Origin of the sequence: Mycobacterium haemophilum DSM 44634 (assembly GCF_000340435.2) — a bacterium.
Taxonomy (GTDB): Bacteria; Actinomycetota; Actinomycetes; order Mycobacteriales; family Mycobacteriaceae; genus Mycobacterium; species Mycobacterium haemophilum.
Genome location: NZ_CP011883.2, coordinates 3,819,450 through 3,842,418 on the forward strand (window position 1 = coordinate 3,819,450; position 22,969 = coordinate 3,842,418).

General features: G+C 65.6%; 23 protein-coding genes and 1 pseudogene. 8 read left to right on the forward strand and 16 right to left on the reverse strand.

The genetic code is table 11. The features are described 5' to 3' along the window. Positions 1 to 28: 28 nt before the first annotated feature. The 11 genes from B586_RS17950 to ftsH all read right to left on the reverse strand — a co-directional run bounded on the left by B586_RS17950 (position 29) and on the right by ftsH (position 10,009). A complete protein-coding gene (locus B586_RS17950) occupies positions 29 to 853 on the reverse strand; it encodes a type III pantothenate kinase (protein WP_047316394.1) in 825 nt (274 codons plus the stop codon). 2 nt (positions 854 to 855) lie between these two features. Further along, the gene (gene panD, locus B586_RS17955) at positions 856 to 1,284 is read right to left on the reverse strand and encodes an aspartate 1-decarboxylase (protein WP_047316395.1); all 429 of its coding nucleotides are present in this window, start codon (positions 1,282 to 1,284) and stop codon (positions 856 to 858) included. Further along, on the reverse strand, positions 1,284 to 2,234 hold the full coding sequence (gene panC, locus B586_RS17960) for a pantoate--beta-alanine ligase (protein WP_047316396.1): 951 nt from the start codon (positions 2,232 to 2,234) through the stop codon (positions 1,284 to 1,286). The genes panD and panC overlap by 1 nt, the downstream gene beginning before the upstream one ends. Beyond that, positions 2,231 to 3,142, reverse strand: a complete 912-nt coding sequence (locus B586_RS17965) for a Rossmann-like and DUF2520 domain-containing protein (RefSeq protein ID WP_047316421.1) — start codon at positions 3,140 to 3,142, stop codon at positions 2,231 to 2,233. Before B586_RS17965 ends, panC begins: the two co-directional genes overlap by 4 nt. A 100-nt stretch (positions 3,143 to 3,242) precedes the next feature. Next, entirely contained in the window at positions 3,243 to 4,541 is a 1,299-nt protein-coding gene (locus B586_RS17970) for a DUF6779 domain-containing protein (RefSeq protein WP_054879224.1), read from the reverse strand. A gap of 145 nt (positions 4,542 to 4,686) precedes the next feature. Beyond that, positions 4,687 to 5,163 (reverse strand): DUF3180 domain-containing protein, encoded by a 477-nt coding sequence (locus tag B586_RS17975; protein WP_047316398.1) that lies wholly within the window; start codon positions 5,161 to 5,163, stop codon positions 4,687 to 4,689. Continuing rightward, positions 5,163 to 5,705 (reverse strand): 2-amino-4-hydroxy-6-hydroxymethyldihydropteridine diphosphokinase, encoded by a 543-nt coding sequence (folK, locus tag B586_RS17980; protein ID WP_047316399.1) that lies wholly within the window; start codon positions 5,703 to 5,705, stop codon positions 5,163 to 5,165. Before folK ends, B586_RS17975 begins: the two co-directional genes overlap by 1 nt. 52 nt (positions 5,706 to 5,757) lie before the next feature. Beyond that, complete coding sequence (gene folB / locus B586_RS17985) at positions 5,758 to 6,156, reverse strand: dihydroneopterin aldolase (protein ID WP_054879223.1); 399 nt, start codon at positions 6,154 to 6,156, stop codon at positions 5,758 to 5,760. Next, positions 6,149 to 7,003 carry a dihydropteroate synthase gene (gene folP, locus B586_RS17990; RefSeq protein ID WP_054879222.1) on the reverse strand — a complete coding sequence of 285 codons (855 nt, stop codon included), beginning with the start codon at positions 7,001 to 7,003 and terminating at the stop codon, positions 6,149 to 6,151. Before folP ends, folB begins: the two co-directional genes overlap by 8 nt. Further along, positions 7,000 to 7,632: a GTP cyclohydrolase I FolE gene (gene folE / locus B586_RS17995; protein ID WP_047316402.1), complete on the reverse strand. Its 633-nt coding sequence runs from the start codon at positions 7,630 to 7,632 to the stop codon at positions 7,000 to 7,002. Before folE ends, folP begins: the two co-directional genes overlap by 4 nt. Before the next feature lie 16 nt (positions 7,633 to 7,648). After that, entirely contained in the window at positions 7,649 to 10,009 is a 2,361-nt protein-coding gene (gene ftsH, locus B586_RS18000; protein ID WP_054879221.1) for an ATP-dependent zinc metalloprotease FtsH, read from the reverse strand. Positions 10,010 to 10,268: 259 nt separating this feature from the next. Between ftsH and B586_RS18005 the strand changes: the two genes are divergently transcribed. The 5 genes and pseudogenes from B586_RS18005 (at position 10,269) to B586_RS18020 (ending at position 14,745) form a co-directional block, all read left to right on the forward strand. Next, positions 10,269 to 11,234: an alpha/beta fold hydrolase gene (locus B586_RS18005; protein WP_082607691.1), complete on the forward strand. Its 966-nt coding sequence runs from the start codon at positions 10,269 to 10,271 to the stop codon at positions 11,232 to 11,234. Continuing rightward, positions 11,231 to 12,442: an LLM class flavin-dependent oxidoreductase gene (locus tag B586_RS18010; RefSeq protein WP_054879219.1), complete on the forward strand. Its 1,212-nt coding sequence runs from the start codon at positions 11,231 to 11,233 to the stop codon at positions 12,440 to 12,442. Before B586_RS18005 ends, B586_RS18010 begins: the two co-directional genes overlap by 4 nt. Then, complete coding sequence (locus tag B586_RS18015) at positions 12,442 to 13,455, forward strand: zinc-binding dehydrogenase (protein WP_047316406.1); 1,014 nt, start codon at positions 12,442 to 12,444, stop codon at positions 13,453 to 13,455. The genes B586_RS18010 and B586_RS18015 overlap by 1 nt, the downstream gene beginning before the upstream one ends. Before the next feature lie 181 nt (positions 13,456 to 13,636). Further along, positions 13,637 to 13,959, forward strand: a pseudogene (locus tag B586_RS22305) (HNH endonuclease signature motif containing protein); the annotation flags it as partial. A 42-nt stretch (positions 13,960 to 14,001) separates the two neighbouring features. Continuing rightward, positions 14,002 to 14,745: an SIMPL domain-containing protein gene (locus tag B586_RS18020; protein ID WP_054879218.1), complete on the forward strand. Its 744-nt coding sequence runs from the start codon at positions 14,002 to 14,004 to the stop codon at positions 14,743 to 14,745. Between the two features lie 13 nt (positions 14,746 to 14,758). Here the strand turns inward: B586_RS18020 and hpt are convergent, their stop codons facing one another. From hpt to dacB, 4 genes are read right to left on the reverse strand one after another with little or no spacing between them, the layout of a single operon-like run. Then, positions 14,759 to 15,415, reverse strand: a complete 657-nt coding sequence (gene hpt / locus B586_RS18025; protein WP_156166530.1) for a hypoxanthine phosphoribosyltransferase — start codon at positions 15,413 to 15,415, stop codon at positions 14,759 to 14,761. A 19-nt stretch (positions 15,416 to 15,434) separates the two neighbouring features. After that, a complete protein-coding gene (gene tilS, locus B586_RS18030; protein ID WP_054879217.1) occupies positions 15,435 to 16,406 on the reverse strand; it encodes a tRNA lysidine(34) synthetase TilS in 972 nt (323 codons plus the stop codon). Continuing rightward, positions 16,385 to 17,482: a zinc-dependent metalloprotease gene (locus tag B586_RS18035; RefSeq protein WP_054880834.1), complete on the reverse strand. Its 1,098-nt coding sequence runs from the start codon at positions 17,480 to 17,482 to the stop codon at positions 16,385 to 16,387. Before B586_RS18035 ends, tilS begins: the two co-directional genes overlap by 22 nt. Beyond that, positions 17,479 to 18,870 (reverse strand): D-alanyl-D-alanine carboxypeptidase/D-alanyl-D-alanine endopeptidase, encoded by a 1,392-nt coding sequence (gene dacB, locus B586_RS18040; protein ID WP_047316410.1) that lies wholly within the window; start codon positions 18,868 to 18,870, stop codon positions 17,479 to 17,481. The genes B586_RS18035 and dacB overlap by 4 nt, the downstream gene beginning before the upstream one ends. 124 nt (positions 18,871 to 18,994) lie before the next feature. Here dacB and B586_RS18045 point away from each other — a divergent pair, with 124 nt between their 5' ends. After that, a complete protein-coding gene (locus B586_RS18045) occupies positions 18,995 to 19,483 on the forward strand; it encodes an inorganic diphosphatase (RefSeq protein ID WP_054879216.1) in 489 nt (162 codons plus the stop codon). 26 nt (positions 19,484 to 19,509) lie between these two features. Continuing rightward, the gene (locus B586_RS18050; RefSeq protein ID WP_054879215.1) at positions 19,510 to 20,211 is read left to right on the forward strand and encodes a hypothetical protein; all 702 of its coding nucleotides are present in this window, start codon (positions 19,510 to 19,512) and stop codon (positions 20,209 to 20,211) included. Between the two features lie 213 nt (positions 20,212 to 20,424). Here the strand turns inward: B586_RS18050 and B586_RS18055 are convergent, their stop codons facing one another. Beyond that, positions 20,425 to 21,525 (reverse strand): DUF475 domain-containing protein, encoded by a 1,101-nt coding sequence (locus tag B586_RS18055; protein WP_047316423.1) that lies wholly within the window; start codon positions 21,523 to 21,525, stop codon positions 20,425 to 20,427. Positions 21,526 to 21,681: 156 nt separating this feature from the next. On the opposite strand from B586_RS18055, the gene B586_RS18060 reads away from it, so the two are divergent. Further along, positions 21,682 to 22,962, forward strand: coding sequence for a hypothetical protein (locus B586_RS18060; RefSeq protein ID WP_054880833.1), 1,281 nt, complete (start codon positions 21,682 to 21,684; stop codon positions 22,960 to 22,962). The last annotated feature ends 7 nt before the right edge of the window (positions 22,963 to 22,969 follow it).

Genomic DNA, 22,969 nt, shown 5'->3' on the forward strand with positions numbered 1-22,969 from the left:
AACGTCACACGCGCGCTGGCGGTCGTCGTCAGCGCGCCGTCTTCAACCGGCCGCGCTGCGCTTCCCGATTGCGTTCGAAGACCAGCCGCAGGCCATGCAGGGTCAGATGCTGGTCGTAATGGTCGACGGTATGCAGCTCGGGCAGCAGCAGCGGTGCGGTATGTCCGGTGGCCACGACCGCGACCCGATCACCGAGGTCGCCGGAAAATCCCGCTACGTCCTGGCGAATGCGGCCGACTAAGCCATCGACCAGCCCAGCAAAGCCGAACACCGCACCGGCTTGCATGCATTCGACCGTGTTTTTACCGACCACCGAGCGGGGTCGGGCCAGCTCGACGCGGCGTAGCGCGGCAGAGCGGGCCGCCGCGGCATCCGAAGACACCTGCACCCCGGGCGCAATGGCACCGCCCAGAAACTCCCCCTTGGCCGACACCACGTCCACGCAAATCGACGACCCGAAATCGACGACGATGGCGGCTTTGCCGAACTTGTGGAACGCCGCCAGGCAGTTCACGATCCGGTCAGCACCCACTTCTTTCGGGTTGTCGACCAGCAGCGGGATACCGGTGCGCACCCCTGGCTCGATCAGCACGTGCGGCACCGACGGCCAGTACTGATCGAGCATGATCCGCACCTCGTGCAGCACCGACGGGACGGTCGACAACGCGGCGGCGCCGGTGAGTCGCTCGGAATCCTCACCGATCAAGCCGTCGATGGTCAGGGCCAGTTCGTCCGCGGTGACCTCGGATTCGGTGCGGATCCGCCATTGCTGCACAACCTTTGCCTGCTCCTTGGATCCGGACAGCAACCCGACGACGGTGTGGGTGTTGCGGACATCGATGGCCAGCAGCACAGTTACCGCGCGCCGATCCGGGGATCAAGTAGTTCGCCGGCGACGGATATGTCCAACGGCACCGAGCCTGGATCGTGGCCCAGGTCGATCGGCTTGTTGTCGGCGTCAACGAACACAATCCGCGGCTGGTAGGCGCGTGCCTCGGCGTCTTCCATGGTGCCATAGGCGATCAGGATCACCAGATCGCCCGGATGAACGAGATGCGCTGCGGCACCGTTGATTCCAATCACGCCGGTGCCGCGTTCGCCGGCAATCGCGTAAGTGACGAGCCGGGCGCCGTTATCGATGTCAACGATGGTCAACTGTTCCCCCTCGAGCAGGTCCGCAGCGTCCATCAAATCGGCGTCGATGGTCACCGAGCCGACATAGTGCAGATCCGCCTGCGTGACGGTGGCGCGGTGGATCTTCGACTTCAGCATCGTCCGTAACATCAGTTCCTCCAAGGCGTTTGGGCGTGTTCAGCCCGACGTTCGTCCGGCCCAGCGGTGCCGGCGAAATTTCCGATCTCAATCGCGATGTTGTCCAGCAGTCTGGTGGCGCCAAGCCTGGCCGCCACCAGCAGCCGGCCGGACGCGTTGTCGCACACCGGGCCGAGCCCGGCGTCGCGTAGCTCCAGGTAATCGACCACAAGGCCAGGTGTGGCGTCGAGCACCGCGCGGGCCGCGTCCAGCGCAGCCTGCGCGCCCCCCGTCGCGGCGTGCGCCCCGGCCGTCAACGCCGCCGACAGCGCCACAGCCAGATCGCGCTGCACCGGATCCAGGTAGCGGTTGCGCGACGACATCGCCAGCCCGTCGGCTTCGCGCACGGTCGGGACGCCGACCACAACGACGTCGATGTTCAGGTCGGCGACCATCTGCCGGATCAGGACCAGCTGCTGGTAGTCCTTCTCACCGAAGAAAATCCGGTCCGGACGCACAATCTGGAGCAGCTTGAGCACCACGGTCAGCACGCCGCTGAAATGGGTTGGCCGCGGGCCACCTTCGAGTTCGGACGCTAACGCCCCGGCGTGCACGGTGGTGCGCAGTCCGTGGGGATACTCGGGGTACATGGCCGCAACGGTCGGCGCGAACACAATCTCGACACCTTCGGCGCGCAGCAGCGCCAAATCCTCGTCGAGGGTTTGCGGGTAAGCGTCGAGGTCTTCCGCGGCGCCGAATTGCAGCGGGTTGACGAAAATCGACACCACGACCACCGAACCGGGCACGCGTTTGGCCGCGCGAACCAGGGCCAGGTGCCCGTCGTGCAGCGCGCCCATCGTCGGCACCAGCATCACCCGGCGGCCGGTGTGACGCAGCGCGCGGCTGACGTCGGTGACGTCTCGGGGCGTCGAGTACACATTGAGTTCGCCCGGGTCGAATGCCGGCGGCCGGCTGTTCGTCACGGCGCCAGCACCTCGACGACATCGTCGGGGGCATGTGCGCGCTGGGCGGTCCGCAGCGCATTCACCCGATACGCCTGGGCCAGTTCTGGGTCAACCTGCATCAGCGCGGCCAAGTGACCCGCGACCGCGGCCGCATCACCGCGGGCGACCGGTCCAGTGAGCGCGGCCTGGCCACGTTGCAGGGTGTTCTCGCACGCCGCCCGGGCCAATGGCCCAATGATCCGTTCGGCGATGCCGCCGGGCTGGTCGTCGACGGTTTGTTGGCCGAGCAGTTCGCTGCTGCCCAGCGCGGCCCGCAGCCCCTCGAGCGCGTCGGCAAGCACCGTCACGATGTGGTTCCCAGCATGGGCCAGGGCCGCATGGTAGAGGACGCGGGCGTCCTCGCGGACACAGAACGGCTCTCCGCCCATCTCCAGCACCAGTGACTGCGCGATCGCATACCCGACATCGTCGGCCGCGGTGATCCCAAAGCACGTATCCGGCAGCCGGCTGATGTCCTCGTCGGCGCCGGTGAACGTCATCGCCGGGTGAATGGCCAGCGGAATACAGCCGTCGGTGCTCAGCGGGGCGAGGACGCCGACCCCGTTGGCCCCAGAAGTGTGCGCCACGATCGTCTGAGGCCGCACCGCCGAAGTCGCAGCCAAGCCGGACACCAGACCGGCGAGTTCGCTATCGGGAACCGCTAACAGCAACAGTTCAGCGCTGGCGGCCACCTCCGGCGGCGAGGCCACCGAGGTATCGGGGAGCCGACGCCGAGCCCGCTGCCGCGACGCACGGGAGATGGCGCTGCACGTCACCACAACGTGGTCGGCGCGCTCCAGTGCGACACCCAACGCGGTACCCACCCGGCCGGCGGAGATGATCCCCACCTTGAGCCTGGCCGGGCGCAAACCGTCGAACTGCACCATCGCAGACGGCCTCACATGTTTGTTGGTTCGTTCCAGTCCCATGGCATGGGTACCGGACGGTCACTAAGACTGTAGTCGATTTGGCAGGCAGGACCCAGTGTCATGCGTCACGGCCCTCACGCTTACGACGCCGGCCACCACCGGTCGGCTCGGCCCCTAGCCGGGCCATCAGATCGGCAACCGACTGACCACCGGCTGCTAGATCGCGTCCCTTTACCTCGTCCGCCGAGGGATCCGCGCCGCGGTGCCGGGGCACCGGCTCGGGAGGCGACGCCAGTCGTGGTGGCTGTTCGGCGAAAGCAGGACCAGCAGGTGCCGGCGGCTGGCTGCTCGGGGTGCCTTTGACCGCAATGTTCTCGATGCTGTATTCGCGGTATTCGGCGGAGTGGCGCGACCGCGCCCGGCGACCCGACCCGCTGTACTGCTGCTCGGTCCCGGCTTCGCCAGGCAGGCCTGCTACGACGTCGTCCGGGCTGGAATGGCGGGCCCGCCGCCGACGACCCGACGGGGCGGCAACCGAGGCAGTCGCGGACTCGACGCCCGCCCAGGTGCTGTCCGCCGAACCAGGGGGCAGCCAGTGTTCGTTTGCGGTGACCGGCTGCCAATCCTGCATTTGTGGTTGCAGCTGTTCCGGTGGTGGGGCTGATGGTGGCGGCCGGTGGCGAGGTTCAAACCGCAAATCCGGCTGTGCCGGCGGGGCCTCAAAATGCGGCCGCATCCGCTCCTGCGGGGTCGCCGGCCCTCGAGGCGGCAACAGCGGTTCCTCGGGCACGTCGATGATCGAGGTGTCATCGGTGCGGTTGGGCACCCGGTCTTGGCGGTCTTGGCGGGCCGATGTGACCCGATCGCTGGGCACCCAGTCGACGGGCTTGCTCTGGCCATCGCGGGCCCAATCGCTATAAGCGCGCGTTGGGGGGGCGGCTTCTGTCTGCGGTGTCTCCGCACCAGCCAACGCCGGGCGGTGCTGCAGATCCGTATCGAACAAGATCTCCAGGTTGGTTCGTAACGCGGTCAGCTCCGCCCGCAATGCAGCCACTTCGTCGGCGGCCTGAGCGCGCAGCTCGGAGGCCAGCTCGCGGCGCAGCTGGGACTCCACCATCAGCTCATATTCGCGGCGGGCCGCGATTTCCCGATCCAACTGCAGGTCGTAGACCAGCTTGAGGTCCCGCACCCGAGACTGATCCGCGTCGCTTTGCCGACGGTACAGCACCGACACGAAGGCGCCGGCGACTGCGGCCCACAGCGCCAGGATCACCGCGAGCTTGAGAAGTTCCACCTGATTGGTGAAAACTAGTGCGGAACTGGCCCCCATCGCGAGGACCAGCAACGCCGTCAAGAGCACCCAACCCGGCCTGCGGCCGCCGCGCCGGACCCGGGCGCCGCGGGACAGAACGGTCATGGCCTGACTGTACCCGGACGAGGTCAATCCGCGTGTCGCACCAGTCCGGCGATTTCCACCTGCGTCAATCGTGGGTCGAATTGCGGTGCAATACCCGGCTGATAATCCACGCTACGCGTGGCGGTCCGCAACGTTGGCGAGCGAGCTAATTTTCGGCACCCTCGCCGTGCTCGGTGGGGTCCTGCGGAGATTTGCAGCAATGTTGCAGCCACATGGCTGCAACTACTAAAGCCAGGGCGCTGAAGGCCGCCACAACCGTTCCAGAGGTGTCCTCGTCGGCAACCCGCAGCCACGACCGCCGCGGCAAAAAATACACCAATACGCCGACCCACCAACCCAGCACCAGCGCACCCACCCAGGCCGACGCCTTGGCAACCATCAGGCTGCGTGCCACCGCTAGCGGATGCAGCCAACCGGGCCCATCGCCGATCTCACCATCGCTGATCTTGGTCCGCACGTAGCGCGCCCACAGCGCCTCAGCGATGGCAACCGCGAGCAGCGACAGACCGGTCCACACGGTGATCGGTGGAAACCACCGGTACAGCACCACCACCAGCAGATAACCCACCACCGCAGCGCCGATCACCGCGGCCGTCAGGTCACGTTTGCGGGTCGGTCCCATCAGTCTGATTTCGGCTTGAGTGTCAGCTTGGTCAACCGCACACCTTCCCGCTCGGTCGGCTCCACCTCGGCCAACAGCTGGTCGACCCGCCGCGCCCGCCCGGCGACGGTCAGCTCAGCATCCGGGTCGACGGCCAACCACGGAACCAGCACGAAAGCCCGCAGATGAGCCCGCGGATGCGGCAACGTCAGGTCGCTTTCGCGCGTGATCACCTCGGCCGCACCGTTCGTAGCGCCCGAAGTCTGGTAGCAGGAGATCACGTCGACGTCGAGGGTGCGCGGGCCCCAACGCTGGCCGCGAACCCGACCCGCCTTCCGCTCGAGCTGCTGGGCCCGGCACAGCCAGGCCTGCGCGTCATACGCCGGGCCGTCGGCGATCACCACCGCGTTGAGGAACGATCCCTGCTCCACGCCACCCCATGCGACGGTGTCATACACCGGCGACACCGCCACCACTGCTTGGCCGAGCCCGTCGACGACTGACTGCAGCCGCGCCAGACGGTCACCCAGGTTGGATCCGATGGACAGTACGACGCGAGTCATCGGCGCCGCTCCTCCTCATCGCTTCGCTCTGCATCGTCGTCGTCGCGAGTCATCACACCTCGCTCACAGGAATCACCGAACCGCGACCACCGCGCCGCGATCGCCGAACCACCACCGCCACATCAGAGAACCTCTGTGGGATCGGCGCCTGCGGCTTGTGCACCACCACCTCCACAGCGTGCACGCGTTCGTCGTCCATCACGAAGTCGGCAATCTCGCTGCCGACCGTCTCGATCAGGTTCCGTGGTGGGCCGGCGATGATCTCGGCAGCCCGCTCAGCCAGAACCACGTAGTCATGGGTGTCAGCCAGGTCGTCGCTCGCGGCCGCATCGGCCAGATCGATCCACAAGATGACGTCCACCACGAAGTCCTGCCCGTTGACGCGCTCAACGTCGTAGACCCCGTGCCGTCCATGAACTGTCAAGCCCCGCAACTCAATTCGGTCAGCCATCGCATCCAACCTTTGCAATCTGAGGCCCAGCATGCAGCCAAGCCCCGACGACCTTGAGAGCGTCGACCGAGGCCCGCACGTCGTGCACCCGCACACCCCAAGCCCCGTGCAGGGCGGCAAGTGCGGAAATCACCGCGGTCGCCGTCTCGCGGCCATCCGGCGGTCGCGACGCGCCATCAGGCCCGGCTAATAACCTACCCAGGAACCGTTTACGCGAGGCGCCAAGTAAGACCGGGACCCCCGTGGCCACCAACTCCGGCAACGCATTCAGCAGCGCCCAATTGTGCTGTCCCGTCTTGGCGAATCCAAGCCCAGGATCGATCACTAACTTCTGCGGGTCAACACCTGCGGCTACCGCCCGGTCGACGCCGGCCAGTAGGTCGGCGCGCACTTCGGCCACCACGTCGCGGTAATGCGGAGCCTCATACGGCCGGTCGGCCGACACCGGTCGCCAGTGCATCAGCACCCACGCAACACCGGCTTCAGCCACCAGAGAAGCCATCGCGGGATCGGCTCGCCCACCGGACACATCGTTGACGATCCGCGCGCCGCTTTGCAGCGCCGCCCGTGCAACATCAGCGCGCATAGTATCGATACTTACCGTAATTCCCTGTGCAGCAAGACCTTTGACGACAGGAACGATACGAGAGAGCTCAACTCGAGGATCGGTTCGAATAGCACCGGGCCGAGTCGATTCGCCCCCGACGTCGACAATCCCGGCGCCGTCCGCGGCCATTACCAAGCCGTGCTGGACAGCGTCGTCAGGATCAAGGTAACGCCCGCCATCCGAGAATGAATCGTCAGTGACGTTCAGCACCCCGATAACCTGCACCGGCGCCGGACTCACTTACGTAGGATGAGGTCGAGCGCTTCGGCTCGAGAAGCAGCATCGGTTTTGAACTGACCGCGCACCGCCGACGTCGTCGTGATCGCGCCGGGTTTGCGGACACCGCGCATCGCCATGCACAGGTGCTCGGCCTCGATGACGACGATGACCCCGCGCGGATCGAGCTTGCTGACCAAGGCGTCGGCGATCTGGCTGGTGAGCCGCTCCTGCACTTGTGGCCGCTTGGCGTAGAGGTCCACTAGCCGAGCGATCTTCGACAGGCCGGTCACCCTACCGTCGACGCCCGGAATGTAGCCGACATGTGCCACACCGTGGAAGGACACCAGATGGTGCTCGCAGGTGGAGTACATCGGAATCTCTTTGACGATCACCAGTTCGTTGTGTTCTTCGTCGAACATGGTGTTCAGCACGGTTTGCGGGTCGGTGTAGAGCCCGGAGAACATCTCGCGGTATGCGCGCGCCACGCGAGCCGGGGTGTCGGCTAAACCTTCCCTATCCGGGTCCTCGCCGATGGCATACAGCAACTCGCGAATCGCGGCCTCGGCACGCTGCTGGTCAAAAACCCGGATACGCGGGACCGCGGCGGTGCTCTCCGGCCCCAAATCCGGTCCCAAATCCGGTAAGGCCATCGAATCCTCCGTTTCGTCAGCCGTGCGCCGGCGGGTTGGAGGGGCTCACGCCCTCGTCCGGCTGTTCAGGGGACTTACCCGCGTCCGGGGCGGATTGATCAGGCGGCGGGTAAGGCGGATAGGGCGGGTACGACGGATACGGAGGGTGGGCTTGGCCCGGATAGCTGGGCGCTGGCTGCGGCCAATAGGGCGACTGCGGGGGTTGCTGTGCAGGCGGATACCAGTAACCCGGCGGCTGCTGTGGCGGCCATCCAGGCGCATGCCAACCCGCCGGAGCGCCGTAGTCGGGTTGGGTGGGGCCGTGCTGGCGCTGACGGTCCCCAGCATGTGAACCATTGGCACCGTGGCCGGGTCCGTCGGCCTCCGACTGCGCTGCTTGTTGCGCGGCCTCAGCGGCCTGCGAAGCGCGGGCGATGGCTGCCTTGAACGCCGGCTCGGGGACCGGCTGGGGCCAGGGCTCGCCGCGCTCGATCGCCAGCTCACCGGGTGTCTTAATCGGCGGCTTGTCCGACGGGATCCGTCCACCGAAATCGTCGAACATGGTGAGTCGGGGCCGCTTTTCGACGCCGGCGAAGATCCCCTCTAGCTCCGGCCGGTGCAGGGTTTCTTTTTCCAGCAGCTCGCCGGCCAGGGTGTCGAGCACGTCGCGGTATTCGGTGAGAATCTCCCACGCCTCGGTGTGCGCGGCTTCAATGAGCTTGCGAACCTCATCATCGATGTCACGGGCCACCTCGTGGGAGTAATCCGCCTGGGTGCCCATGGTCCGGCCGAGGAACGGGTCGCCGTGCTCGGAGCCATATTTGACCGCCCCAAGTTTGGAGCTCATACCGAATTCGGTGACCATCGAGCGCGCGATTTTGGTGGCCTGCTCGATATCCGAGACCGCACCGGTCGTCGGCTCGCGAAACACCAGCTCCTCGGCGGCGCGTCCACCCATCGCGAACACCAGCTGCGCGATCATCTCCGAGCGGGTTCTAAGGCCCTTGTCTTCCTCGGGCACCGCCACCGCATGCCCGCCGGTGCGACCCCGAGCCAGGATCGTCACCTTGTAGACCGGGTCGATGTCGGGCATCGCCCAAGCCGCCAAGGTGTGCCCGCCCTCGTGATAGGCCGTGATCTTCTTTTCCTGCTCGCTGATGATCCGGCCCTTGCGACGCGGCCCGCCGATCACCCGGTCCACCGCCTCCTCCAAGGCGGGGCCGGTGATGACAGTGCCGTTCTCCCGGGCGGTCAGCAGCGCCGCCTCGTTGACGACATTGGCCAGGTCGGCGCCGGTCATGCCGACAGTGCGCTTGGCGAGTCCGTCGAGGTCGGCGTCGTCGGCGATCGGCTTGCCCTTGGAATGCACGCGTAGTACCGCACGACGACCTGCCAGGTCAGGGTTGGACACCGGGATCTGCCGGTCGAAACGCCCGGGCCTTAGCAGCGCGGGGTCCAAGATGTCAGGCCGGTTGGTTGCCGCGATCAAGATGACGCCCGCCCGATCGCCGAAACCGTCCATCTCGACCAGCAACTGGTTCAAGGTTTGCTCGCGTTCGTCGTGGCCACCGCCGAGCCCGGCGCCTCTTTGTCGGCCGACGGCGTCGATCTCGTCGACGAAGATGATGCACGGGCTGTTCTGCTTGGCCTGGTCGAACAGGTCTCTTACGCGGGAGGCGCCAACGCCGACGAACATCTCAACGAAGTCGGAGCCGGAGATGGTGAAAAACGGAACGCCCGCTTCGCCTGCGACAGCGCGGGCCAGCAACGTCTTACCGGTGCCCGGCGGCCCGTAGAGCAGCACGCCCTTGGGGATCTTCGCGCCGAGCGCCTGGTACCTGCTGGGGTTTTGCAGGAAGTCCTTGATCTCGTAGAGCTCCTCGACCGCTTCGTCGACGCCGGCGACGTCGGCGAAAGTGGTCTTGGGCATGTCTTTGGAAAGTTGCTTGGCGCGTGATTTGCCGAATCCGAAGCCCATTCGGGCGCCGCCCTGCATGCGGGAGAACATCACAAACAGGCCCACCAGCAAGAGCAGCGGCAGCACGTAAACGAGCAACTCGCCCAGGATGCTGCCTTCGTTGACGATGGTGCTGACCTTTGCGTTCTTAGCGCTCAGCGCGTTGAACAGATCGACCGCGTACCCGGTGGGGTATTTGGTGATGACCTTGTCGGAGCCATCGGTGTCGTTGTTGCCCTTTTTCAAGGTCAACCGCAGCTGCTGCTCCCGGTCATCGATCTGCGCGCTCTTGACGTTGTCGCCGTTGATCTGGGCCATCGCCACCGAGGTGTCGACGGGCTTGTAACCACGGGTGTCGTCGCTGAAGTAGAAAAACGACCAGCCAAGCAGCACCACTACGGCGATCACCGTAACCGTGCGGATCACGTTTTTTCGGTTCATCAATCATCGGCCGTGCCGGCCAGGTTCCTTCCCCGATACACGCAGCTAGAAAAGTCCAGGCTACCGCCAGTCGCGATCGCCAGCTCAGCGCCTGGCGACAATGCGGCCTGCGAAGCGGGCCGCCACCATCTCACCCAGTGGCGATCGCCAGTTCCGTGGTTCCCGAGTGTGCGGCCAGCTTCACGTTCGCGGCCCAACGTGCGGCCAGCTTCACGTTCGGCGGAGGTTGTGATTTGGTGAGACGGTGCGTTCAAGTCGGTTGGGGACCGAACGGTACATAGCTACCAATGGCGTGCGGCTGCGGGTAATCGAGGCCGGGGAACGCGGCGCACCGGTGGTGGTGCTGGCCCACGGCTTTCCCGAACTGGCCTACTCGTGGCGGCACCAAATTCCGGCCCTCGCCGAGGCCGGCTACCACGTCTTGGCTCCCGATCAGCGCGGTTACGGTGGCTCTTCTCGTCCGGATGCGGTGGAGGCCTACACCATCCATGAGCTGACCGCCGACATCGTCGGTCTGCTCGACAACGTCGGCGCCCAGCGGGCCGTCTGGATTGGTCACGACTGGGGCGCCGTCGTGGTGTGGAACGCGCCACTCTTGCACCCCGACCGCGTCGCCGCGGTCGCCGGGTTGAGCGTGCCGGCGCTGCCCCGGGCGCGGGTGCCCCCGACACACGCGTTTCGCCGGACATTCGGGGAGAACTTCTTTTACATTTTGTATTTCCAGGAGCCAGGTGTTGCCGACGCCGAACTGGGCGGCGACCCCGCACGCACGATGCGCCGAATGATGGGCGCCATGCAAGCATCGTCGCGCGACCAGAGCGAGGCGATCCGGATGGTCGCCCCCGGCCCGGAAGGCTTCATTGATCGGCTTCCAGAACCGGACCAGCTGCCGGATTGGATCAGCCAGGATGAGCTCGACCATTACGTCAGCGAGTTTTCTCGTACCGGGTTCACCGGCGGCCTGAACTGGTATCGCAATTTCGACCGCAACTGGGAGACCACCGCTGAATTCGCGGGCGCCACTATCTCCGTGCCGTCGTTGTTTATCGCCGGGACCGCCGACCCGGTGTTGGCATTCACCCGCACCGACCGCGCTTCGGAGGTGATCTCCGGCCCGTACCGCCAGGTAATGATCGATGGTGCGGGGCACTGGCTGCAGCAGGAACGACCCGACCAGGTCAACGCCACCTTGTTGGAGTTCCTCAACGGATTAGAGTTGCGGTGAGTGCGCCACTGCGTTTCGGCGTCTTCATCACGCCGTTTCATCCGATCGGCCAATCTCCCACGGTGGCATTGGAATACGACATGGAGCGCGTTGTTGCGCTGGATCACCTGGGGTTCGACGAGGCGTGGTTTGGTGAACACCACTCCGGCGGCTACGAGCTGATCGCGTGTCCGGAAGTGTTCATCGCTGCCGCGGCGGAGCGGACCAAGCACATCCGACTCGGCACCGGAGTGGTCTCGCTGCCCTACCACCATCCACTGATGGTGGCCGACCGCTGGGTGCTGCTAGACCACCTGACCCGGGGCCGGGTTATGTTCGGTACCGGTCCTGGTGCGCTGCCGTCGGACGCTTACATGATGGGTATCGACCCGATTGAGCAGCGGCGAATGATGCAGGAGTCCCTCGAGGCGATCCTCGCGTTATTCCGGGCCGCACCCGCTGAGCGAATCGACCGCCATTCCGACTGGTTCACCTTGCGCGACGCGCAATTACACATCCGCCCCTACACCTGGCCTTACCCGGAAATCGCCACGGCGGCAATGATTTCGCCGTCCGGGCCACGCCTGGCCGGCGCACTGGGCACGTCATTGCTGTCACTGTCGATGTCGGTGCCCGGCGGCTACGCCGCGCTGGAAAACACCTGGGAGTTGGTGCGCGAGCAGGCCACCAAAGTCGGCCGGGACGAACCGGATCGGGCTAATTGGCGTGTTCTGAGCATCATGCATATTGCGGAAAGCCGCGACCAGGCGATCGACGACTGCACCTACGGGCTGCGGGATTTCGCCAATTATTTCGGCGCGGCTGGCTTCGTTCCGCTTGCCAACACGGTCGACGGCGCGCAGACACCTCATGAGTTCGTCAAAGACTACGCGGCCAAAGGGAATTGCTGTATTGGTACACCAGACGACGCGATCGCACATATCGAAGACCTGCTCGAACGGTCCGGCGGCTTCGGCACGCTACTGATACTCGGCCATGACTGGGCCGCACCCCGGGCGACGCACCACTGCTATGACCTGTTCGCCCGCAAGGTGATTCCCTATTTCAAGGGACAGCTAGAAGCATCGCGATCGTCTCACCACTGGGCCAGAGGCAAACGTGACCAATTGATTGGCCGCGCCGGCGAGGCGGTGGCGAAAGCCATCACCGAACACGTCGATGAACACCAGCGGGAACACGGACTCAAGATTGAAACCGAGAAGAACTGATGCGCGCTGCGGTGCTTCGCAATGGGCACATGATCTATCGGGACGACGTGCCCGAACCGATACCCGAACCGGGCCAGGTGCTGGTCGGCGTGCGGTCATGTGGAATCTGTGGCACTGACCTGCATTTCGCCGATCACGGCGCTGACATGCTGGCACTCACCGATCAGATTACGGGTGATTCGGGCGGCGTGCACGTCGATTTGAGCCGCGATGTCTTCATGGGCCACGAATTCAGTGCCGAGGTGCTCGAAGCCGGGCCCGACACTGAAACCTATCCCCCGGGAACCCCGGTCACATCGATCCCGGTGTTGCTGTCCGCCAACGGCATCGAACCGATTCTTACGAGCAACAGCACGATCGGCGGCTACGCCGAGCGGATGCTGCTCTCGGCACCGCTTTTGCTGCCCATCCCCAACGGCCTGGATCTCAAACACGCGGCGTTGACCGAACCCATGGCGGTAGGGTTGCATGCCGTCAACAAGTCCAACATCGCACCCGGTGAAACCGCCCTGGTGCTTGGTTGTGGTCCGATTGGCCTGGCAATCATCGCCACCCTTGCCGCTCGTGGCATCGAAACCATTGTCGCATCAGATTTTTCGTTGAAGCGACGCGAGCTGGCCGGCACGATGGGCGCGCACCAAACACTAGATCCGGCGCAGGGCTCCCCGTTCGACACCATCAAACCCGCGGTGGTGTTCGAGGCGGTCGGGGTGCCTGGGATCATCGACGACGTGATGCTGCGGGCGCGTCCGGGCACCCGCCTGGTGGTCGCCGGGGTGTGCATGCAGGCCGACACTGTGCATCCGTTCTTTGCGATCGCCAAGGAGATCAGCGTGCAATTCGTGCTCGCATACCACCCGGACGAGTTCGCCGACTCGCTGCGCGCGATCGCCGAGGGCGACATCGATGCCACCCCGCTGATCACTGGAGAGGTCGGGCTGGACGCGGTGGGCCAGGCCTTCGATGAGCTGGCCGAACCCGAGCAGCACTGCAAGATTCTGGTTAGTCCGTAGACCGGTTAGGCCACGGATTTCCACACCCCCTGGCCGAGTAGCCAGACGCGGTTATGCCGCCGACGTTTACCGCGCGGTAGTTTGCGCGGCCGGTTGCGGTTCCGCCTTCGGCGCCGCCTCATGTCCACACCTTCCAGCCGTGGCCGCAGGTATCCACAACTTGCGACCCTGCCAAAAGTCGCGCGGCCCGGCATGCGCCGCACCGCCCCCCAACAGACGAAACAGATCGCAGCAACGCAGCAGCCGGATTGCGCGGGCGCGCAAGCATAACCGAGAGCAAAGACCTCTCAACGAAGCCCGACAACGCCTAGAATATGCCCGAAAACAGGAAATCGCCGCACGCGTATTCCGAAACCACATGCGCGACATGCTGTTTCTCTTCAAAGGCAAACCCAGTACAGCCCCTACTGCACCTGGGTGAACGAACCCCGAGAGCCAGAACTACTGTCTCCGGACTGGGCGCCCGACGAACCGAACCCCTTGCCCGACGACCCGCCCTTCTAAGAACCGCTGATGCAGCGCTGCCGGGCGGCTAGGGTGCCAGGCATGCCGATCACAATACGCCCGAGGTTTGCCCGTAGGTCGACCGCTGTGGCCGCCGCTGGCTTAGCCATCATCACGGTGTCGGCGTGCGATACGCACAATCCCGCACCACCCGGGGCGAATCCGCGTCAGGTGACCGTCGTTGGGGCAGGGCAAGTCCAAGGCGTCCCGGACACCTTGACCGCCGACGTTGCTATCGAGTTCACCGAGCCCGACGTCACCACCGCGATGAACCAGACCAATGACCGCCAACAAGCGGTCATCAGTGCGTTGGTCAGCGCCGGGATGGACCGCAAAAACATCAGCACCACCAACGTGACACTGCAGCCCGAGTACAGCAGATCCGAGCTCGCCGGCACCGCCACCATCGCCGGCTACCGCGCCAGCAACGCGATCGAGGTCAAGATCCGCCCGCCGGACACCGCATCAAAGATGCTGGCCCTCATCGTCAGCACCGGCGGCGACGCGACCCGGATCAGCTCGGTCAGCTACTCCATCGCAGACGACTCACCGCTGGTGAAAGACGCGCGTGCGCGGGCCTTCCAAGACGCCAAAAGTCGTGCCGACCAATACGCTCAGCTGTCCGGCCTGCGGCTGGGCAGGGTGCTTTCCATCTCGGAGACCACCGGGGGCACGCCGGTAGCCGGGATGCCTCCCGCCCCGCAACGGGGCACATCCGCCGTGCCGTTGGAGCCTGGCCAGCAGACGGTGAGCTTCTCGGTGACCGCGGTGTGGGAGCTGGACTAGCGCTGTTGCTGGTCTATTGCTGGTAGACCCGGGGATCCAGCAGCCCGATATAGGGCAGGTCGCGGTAACGCTCGTCGTAATCCAGTCCGTAACCCACGACGAAGTCGTTGGGAATGTCGAAACCCACATAAGTGATGTCGACGTTGGCGCCTACCGCGTCGGGCTTGCGCAGCAGTGTGCATACCTGCAGCGACCGCGGACGCCGGGTGGCCAAGTTCCGCAGCAACCAAGACAGAGTCAGGCCGGAGTCAACGACGTCCTCGACGATCAACACGTGGCGATCGTGGATATCGCGATCAAGATCCTTGAGGATCCGCACCACACCTGACGAGGACGTCGAGGATCCATACGAACTAACGGCCATGAATTCGAACTGGGTAGGCAATGGAATCGCACGCGCCAGGTCGGTGACGAAGATCACCGCGCCCTTAAGCACGGTGATCAACAGCAGATCCTCGCCACTAGCAACCGAAAGGTCACGGTAATCGTTGCCAATTTGGGCGCCGAGCTCGGCAATGCGAGCCTGAATCTGCTCCTGGGTGAGCATGACCGACTTGATATCGCCCGGGTACAGCTCTGTCGTCGGTCCGGGGTTGATCGCCGAGGAGCTCTGGGCCACGAGCACAGCGTGCCATGCCACCCCGCGAAAACCAACGGCGGGGCCCGGCATCAGGACTCGCTACCGGCCGCTAGACGGGCTCACGTCGCAAGCTCAGTACACCGTCGTACCGACCAGCGATCAAACGCTGTCCGCGCAACGTGGACCCCACCGCCACCCCACCTTGCCCGCGCCACGCGGTGACCAGCGTGTCCACTCTCCGGATCTGCTTGTCGGTCAGCCCGGTCGCGCCGCCGGCCAATAGCCAGCCACGGATCACCCGGCGTCGAACCACGTCGGGCAATGCGGCCAGAGCCCGCGCCTGTAGCCCCGACCCGACACGGGCGTCGGGTAGCGCCTGTGCGGCGAGCGTGTCGATCAGCTCGGTGTCCTCGCGCAACGCCGTCGCAGTGCGGGCCAACGCCTCGGCGACCCCGCCACCCAGCACGTCCTCCAGCAGTGGCAGCACGTCCAGACGCAGCCGGGTTCGGGTGTAACGGCGGTCGGTGTTGTGCGGATCCTGCCACGCCGCCAGCCCCAGCTCTCGGCACGCGGCACGCGGCACGCGGCGCCGCACACCCAGCAACGGCCGGCACCACGGCGGATCGTGCGGCCGCATGCCGGCGATCGAGCGCGCCCCAGAACCGCGGCCCAAGCCCAGCAGCACCGTCTCAGCTTGATCGTCGAGCGTGTGGGCTAACAACACCGGACCATCGCGATAGGCGCCCAACACGGCGTATCGGGCAGCGCGGGCCGCTGCTTCGGGGCCGCCTTGGGGACCAAACGGGCGACCCACCTGCACACAAAGCACTTGTGCGGCAACACATCCCAACGCGATGGCTTGCTTTCGAGCGGTTTCTGCAACAGCGGCCGAGTCGGATTGCAAACCGTGATCCACGATCAACGCGGTCGTGGGGCGCAACTGGGCCGCGACCGCGGTGAGCGCCAACGAGTCCGGGCCACCGGAGAGCGCGACGCACCATCGGTCGTCAGTGACCAGATAGGTACCAGCGAACGCTTCGACAGCCCTGCGCAGCTGCCCTACAGCACTCTGTCGATCCATCGCTGCGGGTCTTCGATCTCGGCGGGCAACGGCAGCGTTTCGGGGCCCGACCAGACCGCGTTGAACCGTGTCATTCCGACCCGGCCCACCACGTGGTCGACGAACGCCTTGCCGCGGGTGTATTGGCTGAGCTTGGCATCGAGGCCGAGCAGTGCGCGCAGCAACCGCTGCAACGGCGGTTGCTTGCGATGACGACGAGCGTCAAATCGACGGCGGATCGTAGCCACCGACGGCACCGCCATCGGGCCGACCGCATCCATGACGTGGTCGGCGTGGCCCTCCAACAGCGTGCCGAGCACCAGAAGCTGATCTAGGGCTGCGCGCTGCGGCTCGGACTGCACGGCGCGCACCAGGCCGAGAATCCCCGACGTGTGAGCAGCGGAATTCTCCGCTGCGGACGCGGCGGACGACCCATAACTCCGGCTGCGGACAAAGTCGGCAAGCCGACCCGCCACCTGCCCGATGTCTGCACTGGTTTCTTGAGTCAACAAGCCCAGCGCCTTCGACATGTACTCGGACAACCACCGGTTGGCGGTGAACTGTACCCGGTGGGCCACCTCGTGCAGGCATACCCACAAGCGGAAATCGGAGGGCTCGACCCGCAGTTGACGCTCGACGGCGATGACATTGGGATACACCAGCAGTAGACAGCCCTGCTCGGTGGCAGCGAACGGGTCGTACTGACCGAGGATCCCGGACGCCACAAACGCCAGCACCGCACCTGTCTGCGCACCGGTGATCCGTCCGGTGAAGAACCCTCGTGGCTTGTCAGTCCCGTTCGTCATCACCCGCATGGACTCGGCCGCCGCCCGAACCCATTCCGGCCGGTCGACGATGCGCGCCGGCGGCACTACCCGGCCGGTGGCCAAGCCAGTGACGTCGCGCACCAACGGTTCGGCTTTCGCCGCCGCACGGGACAGCTCGTCGATCACCTGGCGGCGCGTGTATTCGGAAGCCGGCGGACCGGGACGTGCCAGCCGCTCTCCTACGCTGGCGGCGAATCGCCAGTCCACCGCGGCACCGAGGGTGAACTCCGACGATGAGGTCGATGAGGTCGATGAGGTCGATGAGGTCACGTCGCGCACCCGCACGTCCACAGCCTGGTGGCAAGCGCGTCCATCGCGGCGCGACCGGTCGGGCCAGCGTCGTTGGAGATGAACGCGAATGTCAACACCCGACCGTTGCGGTCAGTGACGACCCCAACCAAGGAGTTAATGGCGGTCAACGAGCCGGTCTTGGCGCGCAACCAGCCGGCCGGACCCTGGTTAGTCGCCGAGTCGAGAAAGCGCTCTGACAACGTGCCGCTGCCGCCGGCGATCGGGAGCAAATCCAGCAACGCCCGCAACGCCGGTTGGTCCGGTCCCGCCGCCGCCTGCACCGCGCCGTCGAGTGTCTTGGCGGTCAAGCGGTTGTCGACCGACAATCCGCTGGAATCCACCAGCGCAGCGCCGGTGGTGTCGATATGCGCGGTGCCTAACCGGTTGGTCACCGCGTCGACCGCGCCGGCAAAGCTCAGCGGCCGGTTTATGGCGGCCGCCACCTCGCGACCGATGCATTCGGCCAGCACGTTGTCCGAGTGGTCCATCATCTCGGATAGCCGCTGAACCAGCGGCGCTGACTGCACCACAGCCAGCTGCCGCGCCCCGGCCGGTGCCTTGGCGATTGTCACCGCACCGGGATCGACCCCCAGGGCCTTGGCCAGCTCCCGCCCGGCGTCCAGAGCCGGGGTACGCGACCGTCGTGAGTTGACGGTTGTCGGCTGGATACGCCCGGCGTCGATCATCGCCGACTCGATCGGGGCGATATCACCGTTGTCCACATCGGCCGGATCCCAGCCCTGCGCCATCGTCGGACCGGTGAACAGCGAGGTATCGACCTGGACCGCCGTCGGCGTCACGCCGCTGCGACGAACCTGTTCGACAAGGTCACTGATCCGCGGCGCACCCCGATACCAGGTGCCCTGGTCGGGCGGCGCGGCCGACAGCGTCGGATCCCCAGCACCTACCAGCACTATGACTTCAGGCCCCCCGGGCTGGGCGTTCGGGCCGCCAGCCACCACCCGGGTGCTGATCCGGGCCTGGCGGTCCAGTGTCAACAGCGCCGCAGCTGCGGTCAGGATCTTATTGGTCGACGCCGGCACCAACGGCATGTCGTCTTGCTGCTGCCAGAGTTCCTTGGCGGTCATGGCATCGGTGATCCGGCCCCCAAACCTACCCAGATTGGGATCTGCCACCGCCGCCGCCAGCACGGCCGCGAGCCCGTCCACGCTAGGTGCCACGGCGGTCTCGGTTACCGGGACCAATGCCGGCTTCACCGTCGGCGCCCGCGGCGGCGGTACCGGGGACCGTGCTCCACTGTGACCGCCCGCGGTGAAGACCGTTGCCGCCGCCACCACGGCGACGACAAACGCCAGCACAGCCAACCCGACGACCACGTAGGATTTCTGCCAGCGAATGGGACTCATGACCCTCCTGACTGTCTGGTCCCATTCTGCCGAACCAGCCGCTGGACCAACGTCTCGGATAGGGTGAAGCCCGCCACGCAACCGATCTACCCCGGGCCTATCTGAGATTTAAGGAGCCGACACGGTGCAATTCGACGTGACCATCGAAATTCCGAAAGGCCAGCGGAACAAGTACGAGGTCGACCACGAGACGGGACGGGTACGTCTAGACCGCTACCTTTACACCCCGATGGCCTATCCGACCGACTACGGCTTCATCGAAGACACCCTCGGCGAAGACGGCGACCCGCTGGACGCACTGGTGCTGCTACCGGAGCCGCTGTTCCCCGGCGTGCTCGTTCAGGCGCGTCCGGTAGGAATGTTCCGGATGGTCGACGAGCACGGCGGCGACGACAAGGTGTTGTGCGTTCCGGCCAGCGACCACCGATGGGATCACATCCAAGACATCGCCGATGTTGCGGCCTTCGAGCTGGACGCGATCAAGCATTTCTTCGTGCACTACAAGGATCTAGAGCCGGGCAAGTTCGTGAAGGCCGCAGACTGGGTAGGCCGCGCCGAAGCCGAAGCAGAGGTGCAGCGCTCGGTGGAGCGGTTCAAAGCCGGCGCACACTGACGCATTGCCGGTGGCATCCTGGCCAGGTGACCCCATTGCTGCATTTCGCTGCGAATTACTGGTGGCTGATCTTCCCACTGGGCGGCGCGGTCGGCGGAGGCCTGAGGGCTATTGCCGCCGCGAACGAGCGGCGGGCCGAGCGACGGCTGGAGCGCTATCGGCTGAAGCAGCAAACCAAAATCGCCCTGGCCGAGGCATCCGGCCGGCGGCGAACCAACGAAGAAAGCTATCGCCGGGAGCTGACCAAACTCATCGAAGCTCACGAGCGGGCCGACGCCCGGTGGTTGGACTACGAATTCGATATCGCCAAATTGCTGGACTTCCCGTTGATGACCGACATGCGCGATCCGCTGACCATCGCCTTCCACAAGGCGAAGCGGCGTGCGGACCTGCTGCGGCCGGAACGGCCCCAGGACGTGGAGACCATCGCCGGCGATCGGACAGCGCAACTCGAATACCGCGATGCCGTCCACGAGTACATCAGCGCGCTGGAGATCGCCGAGGCTGAGGCGATTCGCCGACGCCGCAGCGACTTCTCAGCCGACGAACAGCAACGACTGGCGCGCGCCCAAAACCTGCTGCACCTGGCGCAAGACGATGCAGCGACGCGCGAGGAACGACAAAACGCCTATGCGCGGGCGAATAAGGAGCTCGACGGGCTTATCGTGCTGCCGTCCCCCGCGCGAGCCAGCATCGAACGGCGCATCGCCGGAGCAATCGAAGCCTAGCGCTGGCCGGGATACACGACGCGGGACGAACGTCCGTGTCGGTACGGCGACACGCCGTATTGACTGGCATTTTGCGCGCGCTCGCGGACGGGCACTTTCTCCGCAGCGGCACTGGTGTTTAAAGCGTGCACAAGTCTCTTAAGACAGTCCGAGACCTCAATGGTGATCCCCCGGACTGGCTGGTGTCCGCATGATTGCCGACCAGATGACGGCCTAGCTCGACGACGCCGTCGGCAGCAGGTCGACGCCGGCCTTGATCTCACGACGATTGCGCAACACGCTCCAGGTGAGTGCCGCGCCGATGAAGACCACGCCCACCAAGGCGGTGACGGCCTCGGGGACCTCGAATCGCGGCTCGACAGAAAGCAACATGATCACCGACAACGCGCCGATCGCCCAGTGCGCGCCGTGTTCCAGGTACACATAACGGTCCAGCGTGTCCTGGTGGACCAGGTAGATGGTGATCGAACGGACGAACACCGAGCCGATCAGTCCCAGACCCAGCGCGATGATGATTGGGTCGGCGGTGATCGCAAAGGCGCCGGTTACCCCGTCGAAGGAGAAGGCGGCGTCGAGAACCTCGAGATAGAGAAACCAGACGAGGCCGGCCTTGCCGGCCACCCTCCGCCCAGAAGCCGCGTCAATGCCTGATGGCCGAAACGCCCGGCTCAATCCATTGACGAGAAGATACGTCACCAAGCCCAGCAGCCCGGCTATCAGCACCTTCGCCTGCTCGTCACTGGAATGCGTCAGCGTGGCGGCGATGAGGACCAACATCACGCCGGCCACCACCACCGACAGCTGACCAAGCCGCCCGATGCGGGCGAAGGGGACCTCGATCCACTTGAGCCACTTGATGTCTCGGTCGTGAAAGACGAAATCCAGGAACAGCATCAACAGGAACATTCCGCCGAAGGCCGCGATCTGTGGGTGGGCCGACATGATGAGCTTTTGATAGCTGGGCGAGCCGTCCGGAAATTCCAGCGCGTGGTTGGGCGGCGGATGTAAAGCCAAGCCCATGGCGCGAACGGGGTCAAGCTCGGCGGTCGCCCAGACGATGACCAGCGGGAAGACCAGGCGCATACCGAATACCGCGATGAGGATCCCGATCGTCAGGAACATCCGCCGCCAAAAACGGCTCATCTGCTTGAGCACCGCGGCGTTGATGATGGCGTTGTCGAACGACAGGGACACTTCGAGGATAGCGAGCACCACCAGCAGAAAGAGGGCGGCGAGCCCGCCGTAGACGTATCCGGCTACGAGGGCCACCGCGGTTATCAAAAGCGAGAGGCCGAAACCGCGGAACGCTGCCATGGATCCTTCCTGCCAGCCACCCACAATAGCGACGCTGGTCGCCGTCGCGGGCTTTTCGGCCCCGTGCACTTAGTATTTTCAAACTGTGGCGATGCGTCGGGTCAGTCGACCGGTGGTGCCGCCACAGTGACCGAGGTCGGCGGAGCGCCCTCGCCAATGGGATTCCCGCTGGGGAATTCCCTTGGATCCGACAGCACCTCGCGGGGTCCGGTCGCCCGGGGCAGCGTGGCCCGGGTCGGCGCGGCGACCGCATTGACCGCGCTGTGCGGCTATGCGGTGATTTATCTGGCCGCCCGTAACCTGGCGCCGAGTGGATTCTCGGTATTCGGGGTGTTTTGGGGGGCGTTCGGCCTGGTCACCGGTGCAGCCAACGGCTTGCTGCAAGAAACCACCCGCGAGGTCCGCGCGACGGGCTATGTCAGCGATTTGGCGGCCATGCCGGGTCGGCCTACCCGCCCGCTGTGGATCGCCGGGACGGTTGGTGTCGCTGCCGCCGTCGTGATCGCCGGGAGCTCGCCGTTGTGGAGTGGGCGAACGTTCGTTGAGGCGCGCTGGCTTTCGGTGGCCCTGCTCAGCGTTGGTTTAGCCGGGTTTTGCCTGCACGCCACCCTGCTGGGCATGCTGGCCGGCACCAACCGATGGAGCCACTACGGGTCGCTGATGGTGACCGACGCGGTTATCCGGGTGGCCATCGCCGCAGCAACGTTCGTGATCGGATGGGGTCTGATCGGCTTCTTGTGGGCAACCGTCGCCGGCGCGATAGCGTGGCTAATCACACTGCTGGCTTCCCCCACAGCACGAGCCACGACACGCCTACACACACGTTGCGGCACCACGACGTTCCTGCGCGGCGCCGCCCATTCGATCACCGCTGCCGGTGCCAGCGCGATTCTGGTGATGGGGTTTCCGGTACTGCTGAAGCTGACCTCGAATGAGCTCGGGGCACAAGGCGGCGTCGTCATCCTGGCTGTGACGTTGACCCGCGCGCCGCTGCTGGTGCCGCTGACCGCCATGCAGGGCAACCTCATCGCTCATTTCGTTGACCAGCGCCGCAACCGACTCCGGGCACTCATCGCGCCGGCGGCGATCATCGGCGGTATCGGCGCACTCGGGGTGCTGGCGGCGGGTGTTGCGGGGCCGTGGCTACTGCGCGCCGGGTTTGGGTCACAGTACGACGCCAGCGGCACGCTGCTGGCATGGCTGACGGCGGCCGCGGTGGCGATCGCCATGTTGACGCTCACCGGCGCGGCTGCGGTAGCAGCGGCGCTGCATCGCGCGTATTCACTGGGCTGGGTTTGCGCGACGGTCGCGTCGGCATCGTTGCTGCTGTTGCCGCTGCAGCTGGAGACCCGCACGGTGGTCGCGCTGTTGTGCGGTCCGCTGGTGGGGATCGGCGTCCATCTGGCGGCACTGGCGCGTTCCGGACAGCCGGCCTGACCGGGCG

Bases quoted from the DNA above. Each gene is read 5' to 3' on its own strand.
- tilS (WP_054879217.1), bottom strand. From the start codon at position 16,406: ATGGATCGACAGAGTGCTGTAGGGCAGCTGCGCAGGGCTGTCGAAGCG.
- dacB (WP_047316410.1), bottom strand. From the start codon at position 18,870: ATGAGTCCCATTCGCTGGCAGAAATCCTACGTGGTCGTCGGGTTGGCT.
- folK (WP_047316399.1), bottom strand. From the start codon at position 5,705: ATGACTCGCGTCGTACTGTCCATCGGATCCAACCTGGGTGACCGTCTG.
- B586_RS17975 (WP_047316398.1), bottom strand. From the start codon at position 5,163: ATGGGACCGACCCGCAAACGTGACCTGACGGCCGCGGTGATCGGCGCT.
- B586_RS17970 (WP_054879224.1), bottom strand. From the start codon at position 4,541: ATGACCGTTCTGTCCCGCGGCGCCCGGGTCCGGCGCGGCGGCCGCAGG.
- B586_RS17965 (WP_047316421.1), bottom strand. From the start codon at position 3,142: ATGGTGCAGTTCGACGGTTTGCGCCCGGCCAGGCTCAAGGTGGGGATC.
- B586_RS18020 (WP_054879218.1), top strand. From the start codon at position 14,002: ATGCCGATCACAATACGCCCGAGGTTTGCCCGTAGGTCGACCGCTGTG.
- panD (WP_047316395.1), bottom strand. From the start codon at position 1,284: ATGTTACGGACGATGCTGAAGTCGAAGATCCACCGCGCCACCGTCACG.
- B586_RS18060 (WP_054880833.1), top strand. From the start codon at position 21,682: ATGGGATTCCCGCTGGGGAATTCCCTTGGATCCGACAGCACCTCGCGG.
- ftsH (WP_054879221.1), bottom strand. From the start codon at position 10,009: ATGAACCGAAAAAACGTGATCCGCACGGTTACGGTGATCGCCGTAGTG.
- folE (WP_047316402.1), bottom strand. From the start codon at position 7,632: ATGGCCTTACCGGATTTGGGACCGGATTTGGGGCCGGAGAGCACCGCC.
- B586_RS18055 (WP_047316423.1), bottom strand. From the start codon at position 21,525: ATGGCAGCGTTCCGCGGTTTCGGCCTCTCGCTTTTGATAACCGCGGTG.
- B586_RS18015 (WP_047316406.1), top strand. From the start codon at position 12,442: ATGCGCGCTGCGGTGCTTCGCAATGGGCACATGATCTATCGGGACGAC.
- hpt (WP_156166530.1), bottom strand. From the start codon at position 15,415: ATGCCGGGCCCCGCCGTTGGTTTTCGCGGGGTGGCATGGCACGCTGTG.
- folB (WP_054879223.1), bottom strand. From the start codon at position 6,156: ATGGCTGACCGAATTGAGTTGCGGGGCTTGACAGTTCATGGACGGCAC.